The sequence below is a fragment of the Bradyrhizobium sp. S3.7.6 genome (assembly GCF_054061875.1).
Genome location: NZ_JBSSEQ010000001.1, coordinates 7833252 through 7845799 on the forward strand (window position 1 = coordinate 7833252; position 12548 = coordinate 7845799).

At 66.0% G+C, this 12548-nt stretch carries 11 protein-coding genes; 3 read left to right on the top strand and 8 right to left on the bottom strand.

The genetic code is table 11. The annotated features are described in order from the left end of the window. Positions 1 to 38 precede the first annotated feature (38 nt). Complete coding sequence (locus ACVJ5M_RS37870) at positions 39 to 671, top strand: LysE family translocator (protein WP_063985108.1); 633 nt, start codon at positions 39 to 41, stop codon at positions 669 to 671. 63 nt (positions 672 to 734) lie between these two features. On the opposite strand, the gene ACVJ5M_RS37875 is transcribed toward ACVJ5M_RS37870, so the two are convergent. Continuing rightward, positions 735 to 998 carry a hypothetical protein gene (locus ACVJ5M_RS37875; protein ID WP_084795277.1) on the bottom strand — a complete coding sequence of 88 codons (264 nt, stop codon included), beginning with the start codon at positions 996 to 998 and terminating at the stop codon, positions 735 to 737. Between the two features lie 483 nt (positions 999 to 1481). Between ACVJ5M_RS37875 and ACVJ5M_RS37880 the strand changes: the two genes are divergently transcribed. After that, complete coding sequence (locus ACVJ5M_RS37880; RefSeq protein WP_063985111.1) at positions 1482 to 2354, top strand: alpha/beta fold hydrolase; 873 nt, start codon at positions 1482 to 1484, stop codon at positions 2352 to 2354. 125 nt (positions 2355 to 2479) lie between these two features. Here ACVJ5M_RS37880 and ACVJ5M_RS37885 read toward each other — a convergent pair whose 3' ends face one another. The 3 genes from ACVJ5M_RS37885 to ACVJ5M_RS37895 form a co-directional block, all read right to left on the bottom strand. Continuing rightward, a complete protein-coding gene (locus tag ACVJ5M_RS37885) occupies positions 2480 to 3364 on the bottom strand; it encodes a 4-(cytidine 5'-diphospho)-2-C-methyl-D-erythritol kinase (RefSeq protein WP_063985112.1) in 885 nt (294 codons plus the stop codon). A gap of 25 nt (positions 3365 to 3389) precedes the next feature. Then, positions 3390 to 5183 (bottom strand): tetratricopeptide repeat protein, encoded by a 1794-nt coding sequence (locus ACVJ5M_RS37890; protein WP_187387792.1) that lies wholly within the window; start codon positions 5181 to 5183, stop codon positions 3390 to 3392. A gap of 315 nt (positions 5184 to 5498) precedes the next feature. Further along, positions 5499 to 7160 carry an electron transfer flavoprotein-ubiquinone oxidoreductase gene (locus tag ACVJ5M_RS37895; RefSeq protein WP_283018495.1) on the bottom strand — a complete coding sequence of 554 codons (1662 nt, stop codon included), beginning with the start codon at positions 7158 to 7160 and terminating at the stop codon, positions 5499 to 5501. A gap of 139 nt (positions 7161 to 7299) precedes the next feature. Between ACVJ5M_RS37895 and ACVJ5M_RS37900 the strand changes: the two genes are divergently transcribed. Beyond that, a complete protein-coding gene (locus ACVJ5M_RS37900; RefSeq protein WP_063985115.1) occupies positions 7300 to 8106 on the top strand; it encodes a uracil-DNA glycosylase in 807 nt (268 codons plus the stop codon). A gap of 111 nt (positions 8107 to 8217) precedes the next feature. Here ACVJ5M_RS37900 and ACVJ5M_RS37905 read toward each other — a convergent pair whose 3' ends face one another. The 4 genes from ACVJ5M_RS37905 to ACVJ5M_RS37920 all read right to left on the bottom strand — a co-directional run bounded on the left by ACVJ5M_RS37905 (position 8218) and on the right by ACVJ5M_RS37920 (position 12408). Then, entirely contained in the window at positions 8218 to 9726 is a 1509-nt protein-coding gene (locus tag ACVJ5M_RS37905; RefSeq protein WP_063985116.1) for a glycosyltransferase family 39 protein, read from the bottom strand. 99 nt (positions 9727 to 9825) lie between these two features. Then, a complete protein-coding gene (locus tag ACVJ5M_RS37910; protein ID WP_063986628.1) occupies positions 9826 to 10689 on the bottom strand; it encodes a ribonuclease HII in 864 nt (287 codons plus the stop codon). A 76-nt stretch (positions 10690 to 10765) separates the two neighbouring features. Next, positions 10766 to 11221, bottom strand: coding sequence for a VOC family protein (locus tag ACVJ5M_RS37915; protein WP_063985117.1), 456 nt, complete (start codon positions 11219 to 11221; stop codon positions 10766 to 10768). A gap of 23 nt (positions 11222 to 11244) precedes the next feature. Further along, on the bottom strand, positions 11245 to 12408 hold the full coding sequence (locus tag ACVJ5M_RS37920; protein ID WP_063985118.1) for a PA0069 family radical SAM protein: 1164 nt from the start codon (positions 12406 to 12408) through the stop codon (positions 11245 to 11247). Positions 12409 to 12548: the final 140 nt, after the last annotated feature.

Consider the following 12548-nt stretch of genomic DNA (forward strand, 5'->3'; position numbering starts at 1 on the left):
GGCCTTGCAATCGCAGCACGCTACGTTACCAAAACGGGATGATCGAAACGAATTTCTGGCTGTTCCTGGCCGCAGCGTGTCTCATTGCCGCCGTTCCCGGCCCCGGCATCTTCTACGTCGCGGCGCGGACCTTGTCGGAGGGGCGCGCCAGCGGCTTTGCGTCAACTGCGGGCACGGCGCTCGGCGGGCTGGTTCATGTCGTCGCGGGCAGCCTCGGCATCTCCGCGATCATCCTTGCCAGTGCGGAGCTGTTTGCCGTCGTAAAATTCATCGGCGCGCTCTATCTGGTTTGGCTCGGCATCAAGACCTTCCGCAGCGCCGGCCGCGCGCTCTCGCTGGAGAGCGAGCCCGTCGGCGACAGGCGCGCGTTCCGCGACGGCGTGCTGGTCGAGGCGCTGAACCCGAAGACCGCCGCATTCTTCCTCGCCTTCATTCCGCAGTTCCTCGATCCCGCGGGATCGAGCCCCACGCTGCAATTCATCGTGCTCGGCGCGATCTCGGTGATCCTGAACACGCTCGCCGATGTCGTCGTCGTGCTGATGGCAACTGCAACGCGCACGCAGCTGATTGGCAGGCCGCATCTGATGCGGCGTCTCACGCAGGGCTCGGGCGTCTTCATCACCGGCCTTGGCCTCTCACTTGCGCTGGCGCGGCGGCCGGTGCAGACCTAGCTCGCGTCATTCCCGACGGCATCCGCCGAAAAAAGAAAGGGGCCGAAGCCCCTTTCTCGGATTTCACCACTGATGCCAATGATGCCAGCGGTGCCAGCGAGCCCAATGATGCCAGCGCCAGCCGTCACCCCAATGATGGTGCCAGCCGTAACCACCCCAGTAGTGCGGATGGTAGTAGCCTCCATGGTAGTGCCGTTGCCAGCAATGGCCCCATTCATTGCAGACATAGCCGGTCGGCACCTCGATCGGTGCTGCTGACGCAGCCCCGCTCGACAGCGTGACCCCGCCAAGCGCGGCAAGGCCGACAAACGCAGATACAAGTTTCATGATGTTCACCTCCTAACATCCGTTGGAGGCGACGAGTGCGTCCTGCGTTCGGCGCCTTACGCAGGTTTAATACCGATGAACGATTTCGATGAGGCGATCCGCTCGCGATGACGGCGTGCGCGCGACATTGTCGCCATCGGCCCGAAAGACTTTCCGACCCGTAATGACCTAGATGTAACGCGTGGAATTCGAACGACCCATCGCTCGCGGCTCACCCATGGTTGTTGCGATGGAGAGTTCGATGAGGATGATGTCCTGGTCGCGTTATCGCCTCCTGACAAGGTCGTTGTCGCGCACCGCGCGTCGCTGTCACGACGCGAAGATGCGCAAGACCCGGCAGCGCCGACGCGCCATGCGCCGCCTAGCCGGCACGAGCTCGCCGCCGAAGCGCCCGTGACCTGCGGCTTGCTTGTGGAATGGCCGGCAGCAGGCTACTCCAGTCGTGCTGTTATCTCGTCCGGCATTTCGAAGGATCGACGCCCGATGCTCGCCCCGCAAAGTCGCACTTACGAGTCCCACGGCCTGCGGCTGCACTATGCCGATTGGGGCAATCACGGCGCGCCCGTCGCCATCCTGGTCCATGGCGGCCGCGATCATTGCCGGAGCTGGGACGCCATCGCCCGCTCGCTTCAGCCGCATTTTCACGTGCTCGCGCCCGATCTGCGCGGTCATGGCGATTCCGACTGGACCAAGGGCGGCAGCTACGCGCTGACCGAGTATGTCTACGACCTCGCGCAGCTCATTCGCAGCATCGCAGCGCCTCAGGTGACTCTGATCGGCCATTCCATGGGCGGCATGGTGAGCCTGATCTTTTCGGGGTCGTTCCCCGAACTGGTTTCGAAGCTCGTCGTCCTCGACGGCGTCACCATGTTGCCGGACACCCCCAAAGCGCCGACGCATGAGCGCATCAGCAAATGGGTCAGCCAGCTCGACAGGCTGCACGACCGCACGCCGCGCCGCTATTCGACCCTCGAAGACGCGGCCGCGCAGATGGTGCTTCACAACAAGCGCCTCGCCCGCGACCTCGCGCTGCATCTTGCAACGCACGGCTCGCGGCGGAATGACGACGGCACCTATAGCTGGAAGTTCGATCCCTACCAGCGCGCCTCTGCGCCGCACCGGCTCTGGCCGGACGATCACGTCGCGCTGTGGTCGCGCATTGCCTGCCCGACGCTGCTGCTCAATGCCGGTGAAAGTTTTCTCGCCGGCGCCAAGGCTGCGGGCCTGGAGCGCTACTTCCCGCAGGCGCGCATCGAAACCATCGCCGGCGCCGGACACTGGCTGCAGCATGACAAGCCGCAAGAGGTGTTGGGTGAGATCCGGCGGTTTCTCGGGCTGGCCGAAGACGGCGGCTAGCTCCACTGCCGTAGGGTGGGCAAAGGCGCAAAGCGCCGTGCCCACCACGCAGCCAGATTGCGAGAATAAGTTTGGTGGGCACGCTTCGCTTTGCCCACCCTACGGCACCGTCGTCGGGGAAAAACCTAGCTCAACGTCCCCGCATGCACCCACCAGCCGGGGTGGTCGCGCCGGATCTTTTCCGCGCCGGCATGCGCATCGCTCGCTGCGCCACAGATCGCAAAGCAAGTCGCGCCGGAGCCGGACATGCGGGCAAGCTTGACGCCGGCGGAGTCACGCAAGGCTTCCAGCACCTCGCCGATCACGGGCTCGATCCGCAACGCAGGGGCTTCGAGATCGTTGGCCACGGTTTCGAGAACGTCGACCCAATCGGCAATGGAGGCGCCCTCGTCCGGCCAGGCCGGGGCGTCGAGGACAGAGGTGGCGCCCACCAGCAATTCGCCGTTGCGCAAGCCCAGCGCCTGGAACACGTCCTTGGTCGCGACCGGCACGCGCGGATTGACCATCACGCAGGGCATGCTCGGCAGCGCGAGCGGCAGCAGCTGCTCGCCGACGCCGGTCATGTCGCAGGCGCGCGAGACCAGGCACACCGGCACGTCGGCGCCGGTCGCGAGCGCGACTTTCTGCAAGCGCGGATCATCGAGAGACAGATTGTTGAGACGCGCGAGCAGCCGCAGCGCCGCCGCGGCATCGGCCGAGCCGCCGCCGATGCCGGCCGCGACGGGAAGCACCTTGTCGAGCGCGAAGGCGCCCAGCTTCAGGTTCGGCACGGCCTCGGCCAGGAGCCTGGCCGCCTTGACCACGAGATTGTCGGCGGTGTCGCCGCAGGCCGCGGCCAGCGGCCCGGTGGTGACGAGCTTCAGTTCGCCGCCCGGCTCCAGCGTCAGCTGGTCCGCGCAGTCGGCAAACGCGACCACGCTTTCGAGATCATGATAGCCGTCGGCACGACGGCCGACCACGCGAAGGCTCAGATTGACCTTCGCGCGCCCTTCTTCAATCAACGCCGACATTGGCGATCAGTCCCCAAACGCACTCTTAGCCGCCCTTGCCGTCGTCCTTCTTCTTGTCCGCCTGCGCGGCCGAAGAGTTCGAATCGTCGGTCATACCGTTGGCGATCTTGGCCTCGATCTTCGGAAGCTCCTCCGGCTCGGGCTTGAGATCGCGGGCGTGGGCCCACTGGAATTTCGCTTCCAGCGTGCGGCCGACGCGCCAATAGGCATCGCCGAGGTGATCGTTGATGGTGGGATCCTCGGGCTTGAGGTCGATCGCGCGCTCGAGGTTCTTCACCGCCTCTTCGTAATTGCCGATGCGGTAGTAGGCCCAGCCGAGGGAGTCGACGATGTAGCCGTCGTCGGGACGCTGCTCGACGGCACGCTTGATCATCTTCATGCCTTCGTCGAGATTCACGCCCTGGTCGATCCAGGAATAGCCGAGATAGTTGAGGACATGCGGCTGGTCGGGCTGGAGCTCGAGCGCCTTCTTCATGTCGGCTTCGGCCTTGCTCCACTCCTTGGAACGCTCCTCGCAGATGCCGCGATAATAGTACCAGACGCTGTTGGCCTTGTCGTTGCCCGCCGGCAGCACGTCGACGCCCCGCGAATAGGTCGCGCCGCAATCGCCGAACTTCTTGCGACCGCGCTCGATATTGCCGAGCGCCATGATGGCCTCGAGATCCTTGGAATCGTCCGATGTGACGCCCTTGAGGATCTTGATCGCCTCGTCGGTGCGGTCGGCGGAATCCAGATCGATGGCCAGCTGGATCTGCGCATTGCGCTTCAACGGCGAGGTCGCGGGCACCCGCTCATAAACCTTGATCGCCATCTGCGGCCGCTTCACCGATTCATAGAGGTCGGCGAGCGAGAGTAGCGCCAGCGGATGGGTCGGCTGGAGATAGAGCGCGAGCTGGAGATAGACCAGCGCCAGATCCTCGCCGCCGCGGCGGGTCAGCGTGGCGCCGATGCCGTACAGCGCTTCGGCGGCACCGGCTTGGGCGGAGTCGGCCAGCGGCGGCATCTTCTTGCCGGCCTTGGTGTCGCGCAGGCCTTCCACGATCAGCGGATGGCGGGCGAGCTTCTTGTCGAAAGCCAGGTAGACGGTGGTCGCGGCCGCGGAATCCTTGTTGCGCGACAGCCAGCGGGCATAGGCCTCGGTGACGCGCAGCATGGAATCGTCGAGCTTGTAGGCGCGCTCGAAGCGGACGCCGGCGTCCTTCTCCTTGCCGGAGAGCTCGAGGATCATGCCGGCATGGAGGTCCTTGAACAGCGGATACCATTCCGGACCGGCGAGCTTGTCGATGGTGGCGACGCCGCCCTTGGCATCGCCCGCGCCATAGGCGGCCCAGCCCGACAGCAGCGTGGCGACGAGATCGGTGATCGGACCGCGGATCGACTGGTTGATGTTGGTTTGCGCGGTCGCGTATTTCTTCATCTTGAGATCGTGCACCCCGACGACGAGACGTGCGACGCGGTTGGTCTTGTCGATGGTCAGGACGCGCTCGGCGAGCTTGACCGCCTCGTCGATGTCACCGTCGGCAACCGACGAGATGAAGGCGCGATCGAGCAGCTCATTGTTTTTGGGATCGGTGCGGAGCGCCGAGCGGTAGAAGGCGGCGGCCGAGGCCGCATCGCGCTCGACGCTGGCGTGGCGGGCAGCGAGATAGCTGCCGGAGGTCGTCAGCGACTTCAGATCGTTCCGGGTCGGGAATTGCGCCGCCGTGTCGGACGGATGGTCCGGCGTCTGCGCCAGGACCGCGCCGGGGACCGTCGCAATCGCGGTGCCCATGAGGGCGATGGCGGCAACAGTCCAGCGGTTGAAACGATTTGAGAACATCAGGGGCTCGCCTTGAGTTGTAGTGCCTGGGTTTGCAGCAGTAGGCCGTATCGCATGCGAACGCGGCCGGTGGCATGGGGACCCGGAACCGTCGGGCCGACAATGCCGCTTTTGGCGCTTCACCGCAAGGATTCGGGCATGCGATCCCCTCCGCACGCCCCAAATCGGCCTACTACGCCCCAAGACGCTGCCAGTATGGCCTTATCGTGGCCGCGGACCGCTACCCCGGGCCGGTTCTCACGCGAACGTGCGTCACAATGCCGGGGGCACGTCACATTGACCCCGGCCTGATCGCTTTGGTCCAATGATCCCGGCTTACATCGCCTCGTAGTTCGGGCCGCCGCCGCCCTCCGGGGGAACCCAGGTGATGTTGCCGTTGGGGTCCTTCACGTCGCAGGTTTTGCAGTGGACGCAGTTCTGGGCATTGATCTGGAAGCGCGGGCTCGCGCCTTCCTCGACCCACTCATAGACCCCGGCCGGGCAATAGCGATTCGAGGGACCGGCGAAGACGTCGTGCTCCGAGGTCTTCTGCAGGTTCATGTCGGCGACCTTGAGATGGACCGGCTGGTCCTCCTCATGATTGGTGTTGGACAGGAACACCGACGAGAGCTTGTCGAACGAGATCTTGCCGTCCGGCTTCGGGTAGTTCTTCGGCGCGTGGCTCTTCGCCGGATCAAGCGTGGCGCGATCGGGCTTCGCATGCGACTGCGTGCCGAACAGCGAGCCACCGAACAGCGTGTTGCACCACATGTCGAAGCCACCGAGCGCGACGCCGAGCACGGTGCCGAACTTCGACCATAGCGGCTTGACGTTGCGGACCAGGAACAGGTCCTTGCCGACCGCCGAGGACCGCCAGGCGTTCTCGTAGTCGACGATCTCGTCATTGGCGCGATCGGCAGCGAGCGCGGCCGCGACATGCTCTGCGGCGAGCATGCCGGTGCCCATCGCATTGTGCACGCCCTTGATGCGAGGCACGTTGACGAAGCCCGCCGCACAACCGACCAGCGCGCCGCCGGGGAAGCTCAGCTTCGGCACCGACTGGTAGCCGCCTTCGGTGATGGCGCGCGCGCCATAGGCGAGCCGCTTGCCGCCTTCAAAGGTGCCGCGGATCGAGGGATGGGTCTTGAAGCGCTGGAACTCGTCGAACGGCGACAGATACGGATCGTCGTAGTTGAGATGCACGACGAAGCCGACGGCGACGAGATTGTCGTCATAGTGATAAAGGAACGAGCCGCCGCCGGTCTTCAGGTCGAGCGGCCAGCCGAACGAATGCTGGATCATACCCTTCTGGTGCTTGGCGGGATCGATCTGCCAGACTTCCTTGAGGCCGATGCCGAACTTCGGCGGCTCGCTGTTGGCATCTAGCGCGAACTTCGCGATCAGCTGCTTGGTCAGGCTGCCGCGCGCGCCTTCGGCGAACAGGGTGTACTTGCCGAGCAGTTCCATGCCACGGGTAAAGGAGTCCTTCGGCTTGCCATCGCGGCCAATGCCCATGTCGCCGGTGGCGATGCCCTTCACCGCGCCCTGCTCGTCATAGAGCACCTCGGCTGCGGCAAAGCCCGGATAGATCTCGACGCCGAGCGCCTCGGCCTTGCGCGCCAGCCAGCGGCAGACATTGCCGAGCGAGCCGATATAGCAGTGATGATTATCCATCAGCGGCGGCATGATGAAGTTCGGCAGCTTGATCGCGCCGCCAGCGGTCATCCAGTAGAAGCGATCGTCCTTCACCTGCGTCTTCAGCGGACAGTCGGAATCCTCGCGCCAGTCCGGGATCAGCTTGTCGAGCCCGGCCGGATCGATCACGGCGCCGGAGAGAATGTGCGCACCGACCTCGGAGCCCTTCTCCACCACGACGACGTTGAGATCGGCATTGAGCTGCTTCAGCCGGATCGCGGCCGCCAGGCCAGACGGGCCGGCGCCGACGATGACGACGTCGAATTCCATGGATTCGCGCGGGGGAAGTTCTTCGGTGCTCATCTGATCTCAGCCCTTGAGACGGTTCCTCGTCATTTGCGCCCCCTTGTTTCCGATTTTTCCGGGTAGGACAACCACGGAAATGCGTTCCACTGGGATGCAAGGCACCCCAAACTGATATAGTAAAAGTCTGACTTTCCAAATGATCCCCGAACCCGCACCCACCGTCCGAGAGCTTCTCGCCTTCTATCTGGAGGCCGGGGTCGACTGCGCGCTCGCGGAGGAACCAGTCGACCGCCTGGCGGAATTGGATGCTCCGCCGCCGGCCCCACGCGCCGCACCTCCGGTTGAGGCACCACGGCCTGTTGCCGCGCCCGCGGTGATGCGCGGCGAGGCCGCACCTGCGCCGGACATTGCGATCGCCTCCGCGCGCGAGGCCGCGCGTACCGCGCCGACGCTCGAGGCACTGCGCGAGCTGATGCAGAATTTTGAAGGCTGCGCGCTGAAGCACACCGCGACGCAGCTGGTGTTCGCCGACGGCAATCCGCAGGCGCGCATCATGTTCGTCGGCGAGGCGCCGGGCCGCGACGAGGACATCGAGGGGCTGCCCTTCGTCGGGCGCAGCGGCAAGCTGCTCGACCTCATGATCGGCGCGATCGGGCTCAACCGCACCACTGCCTACATCGCCAACGTGATTCCCTGGCGGCCGCCCGGCAACCGCACGCCGACGCCGCAGGAAACGCAGATCTGCCTGCCTTTCATCCAGCGCCAGATCGAGCTGGTGAATCCCGACGTGCTGGTGACGCTCGGCAATCCCTCGACGCAGACGCTGCTGTCGACGCGCGAAGGCATCATGCGCACCCGCGGCCGCTGGTTCGACTACGAGACGGGTGGGCGCACCATCCGCGCGCTGCCGACGTTCCATCCGGCCTATCTCTTGCGCTCGCCATCGTACAAGCGGCTGGCCTGGCAGGATCTGCGCGCGATCGCGAAGGTGCTGGCGGGATAGCGAGCTCTCGTAGGGTGGGCAAAGGCGCAAAGCGCCGTGCCCACCGTCTCTCTCCGCGATCATGGATGCGTGGTGGGCACGCTTCGCTTTGCCCACCCTACGATTCCCGACTTACGTCCCCTTCGGCCGCACGATGGCCCAGCCGATGCGCAAGAGCTGCTGGCGGCCGGTCACCAGCCATTCGAAGGCGCGCGGCACTTCCGGAACGATGCCGGGAAAGCGCGCGAGGATTTCCGGCGGCGGGGTGCCGGCGGTGTCGGAGGCGCGCCAGACCACGACGCCGCCGGTCTCGCTGAACTTGGCCTGATTGATCCACGGCGTACGCGCGGGCTGGGCATCGATGAAGAGATGCGGCCGGCCGGAATGCAGCGTGATCAGGCTCGCGAGCTGGGTCTCGCCGGCGACCGCGCGCAGGCGATGATTGGTGCGGCGGGCAAAGCTCTCGTCGAAGAAATCCGAGATAGCGCGCGCCGGCATCGAGGTCGCAATCTCGTTGGCGCCGGTCAAGGGCAGAAACAGCACGGCGAGCACGACGCCGGCTGCGGGCGCCAGGACGGCGGCAGCCCACACCGTCCGCAGCACCCGCGCGCGGCGCATCGCGATGAGGTCGCCAGCCGCCACCACCACGGCAAGTCCCGACACCACCAGCACGACACCGGCGCCGCCGACAACGGCATCGAGCCCGAGCACGCCGGAGATCAGGACCGCGCCGAGCGCAGGCGCCAGCGCGAAGAAATAGACGAAGTTGTGCGCGAGCGGCTCGACCGGCGGCCGGTAGATGATCGGCGCTTCCTCGCCCTTGGCGACGAACAGGCCGCTATTGAGAAAGGTCAGCGCCGGGATCGCCGCCGCGCCGAGCACGAGCCCGCCGAGCAGCCAGGCCGCGTGCAGCGCGCGAGCGTTCAGCTCGGCGACCTCAGGCAGGGTCGGCATGACAAGCGTCTCCGCGCGCATCAGCCAGACTGCATAGGGCAGCGCCAGCACGGCGACGACGATCAGCGCGAACAGCGGATCGAGCGCGCGTAGCGTCCGGCGTCCGCCGGCGGTCGAGACCGCGAAGACGACGAGCAGGAGGAGAAGGAAGATCGCCGCGGGCGTCGTCAGCAGCAAGAGGCCCGCTTCGATCGACCAGGCAAACCAGGCATTGCCGCGGCGCTGGCCGATGATCTGCCAGGAATGCAGCAGCAGCAGCGCCCAGAGCGGCCGCGCCAGCACCAGCGGGCCAAAGTCGAGCGCCGGCGAGGAGAAGGCCAGCACGGTCATGGTCAGCAGCACGGCGAGCACCGCCTGCTGTGAGCCGACCACGGCGCGGGAGAGATGATAGAGCGCGATGAAGGTCGCGACCTCGCAGAGCTGGGCGAGGACATAGACGCCGAACACGTGGCCGCCTGCGGCGCGATAGGCGATGTCGGCGAGCCAGACCGGCAAGGGCGGCCCGAGATCGGTGCCGACCTGGTATTCGCGGCCGAACGCCAGCAGGGTCGCGAGCGTGCCGGGCGGGCTGCGGTAAAATACCAGCGCCACGAACAGCCACATCGCGGCCTGCAGCAGCACGGCGATCCACACGATCAGCCGCGGCCGGGCGCGAATGAGCTCGATGACCAGGGAGGTAAACCGCATGCAACGTCCGAAAGATGCAGCCAACCCGTCCAGCCGGCCCTATTCGCTCACATCTGTTTTGATAAAGGGCGCTGCGCGTTGTGGCAACGACCGTCTGCCCTACAGGCCCGCTGACGCATCAATTTCAACGCTTGCTTCTAGCTGCACTTCCATCTCGGTCACCGCGAACAGGTCCCGCACCGGCTCGACGGTCCAGGGCATGTGCTTGGCGCGGGCGGCGGCAACGGGGGCGAAGAAGCTGCGGTGGTGGATGGTGGGACCGAGGCGGTCGAGCGCGTCGAGGTGCTCCGGGACGGCGTAGCCCTTGTGCTGCTCGAAGCCATAGCCGGGGCAGTCCTGCGCCAGCGCGCACATCAGCCGGTCGCGCGTCACCTTGGCGATGATCGAGGCTGCGGCGATCGACAGGACGATGCCGTCGCCGCCGATCACGGCCTCGCAGTCGCAGGCGGTGTCGAGCCGGTCGCGGCCGTCGACAAACACATGACGCGGCGAGTCGGGCAGCGCCACCACGGCGCGCTTCAGCGCCCACAGCGAGGCGCGCAGGATGTTGTCGCGGTCGATTCGGGAGCGCGAGGCGACGGCGACCGAGACCTGCGCGGTGGCGCAGATCTTGTCGAAAAGCTTCTCGCGTTCCTCGGCCGTCAGGCGCTTGGAATCGTCGATGCCGCGGGGAATGCGGTCGGGATCGAGAATCACGGCGGCCGCGACCACGGGTCCGGCCAGCGGCCCGCGGCCGGCCTCGTCGCAGCCGGCAACCGGCCAGATGCCGCGCTTGATCAGCGCGCGCTCGCGGCGGAAGGTCGGCGATGCGACGGCGATGATGGCGCCCTGCCTACCGGCCGGGGCCTTGGCCGCCCCCTTGGCCGTCTTCGCAGGCGCTGCCTTCCTGGCGGCATCCTTCTTCGACGCGCCCTTCTTTGGCGCGTCTTTGGCCGGCTTCCTGGTGGACTTGTCCCGAATCATGGGCGGGATCGTGCGCAAGCGGCCCGGCCGGCGCAACCGGGAACCCCGGACAATTCCCGTTATTCAGACCAGCCGCCTACTCCGCCAGATGCACCCGCCGGTCCTCACCGACCTCGATGTCGGGCGCGACCACGACTTCCCAGGGATGGCCGTCGGGGTCGGCGAAATAGCCGGAATAACCGCCGTAGTCGGTCTCATGCGCCGCTTTCAGCAGCGCCGCGCCCTTGCCGACGGCGAAGGCCAGAACCGCATCGACCTCGCCGCGCGTGGCGCAGTTCCAGGCGAGCGTCATGCCGCGGAAGGTCGCGGGCCTCGGATTGTCGGGCAACTTGGCGTCGGCCGCGAGTTTGTCCCAGTGAAACAGGGCCAGCACCGGACCACCGGTATCGTAGAAGGCGACGGCCTCGCCGGTCGCCTTCAGCCGACGCGAGAAGCCGAGCGCGTCATAGAAGGCGATGCTGGCACGAATGTCGCTCACACCCAGTGTGATGACCGTGAGCCGCGGCACCGGCGCGGTAAGTTCCTGGCTCATGCTACGCCTCTTCCGTTTCCCGATCAGAACAGGCTGAGCTGATCGCCGTTCCGCTTCGGCCTCGCAAAGTGATCCGTCGTCAGCTTGGAGCGCCGCTTGTTCAGCCCAAGCCTGTCGCAGGCGATCTCGAAGCGGCGGCCGATGGTCCAGGCCATCGGTCCGGTGCCCTTCATCCGCTCGCCCCATTTCGCGTCGTAATCGCGGCCGCCGCGCATGTCGCGGATCAGGGTGAAGACGTGGCGGTAGCGGTCTGGATAATTGGCCATCAGCCATTCGCGGAAGAGATCGCGAACCTCCAGCGGCAGCCGCAACAGCACGTAGGAGGCTTCCTTGACGCCGGCATGGGCGGCGGCATCGAGAATGCGCTCGATCTCGGAATCGTTCAGCGCGGGGATCACGGGCGCGACCATCACGGTGGTCGGAATACCCGCGTCCGAAAGCTGCTTCAGCGCCTCCAGCCGCTTCGGCGGCGTCGATGCGCGCGGCTCCATGGTGCGAGCCAGCTTTGGATCGAGCGAGGTGACGGAAATTCCGACCTTGGCGAGATTGCGCTTGGCCATCCGCGCGAGAATGTCGATGTCGCGCGTGACCAGCGCCGACTTGGTGACGATGCCGACGGGGTGGCCGGCGCGCTCCAGCACTTCGAGAATGCCGCGCATGATCTTACGCTCGCGCTCGATCGGCTGATACGGATCGGTGTTGGTCCCGATCGCGATCATCCGCGGCTCGTAGCCGGTCGCGGCCAGCTCCTTCTCGAGCAGCGCCGGCGCATCGGGCTTGGCAAACAGCTTTGACTCGAAGTCGAGCCCCGGCGACAGGCCGAGATAGGCGTGCGTCGGCCGCGCGAAGCAATAGACACAGCCGTGCTCGCAGCCGCGATACGGATTGATCGAGCGGTCGAAGCCAATATCGGGGGATTCGTTGCGGGTGATCACCTTGCGCGAGGTATCGACGCCGACGGTGGTCTTGAACGGCGGCAGCTCCTCCAGGCTCTGCCAGCCATCGTCGAAGGCGACGCGGGCCTCGGCCTCGAAGCGGCCGCTGGCATTGGACTGGGCGCCCCGCCCTCGCCTGCGCTGTTTGTCGATGGCGACCGCCAGTTCGGGAAAATCAGAGTCCGCACCCGCCGGCTCGGAGGGCGCCGTGACCGGCGGGTGCTTGAGAGCATGAGAGGATGCTGGACTCATGAAGCCAAGATAGCACGCAAAAGGAACAAATCAAGAACACAAACAAAAAACTCAAAAACAACCCCATGCACAGTAGCCGCCCAAATTTCGGGCGCGGTCCCTTGACCTCACGCAACACACCCGTCGCGGCGATCCTGTTC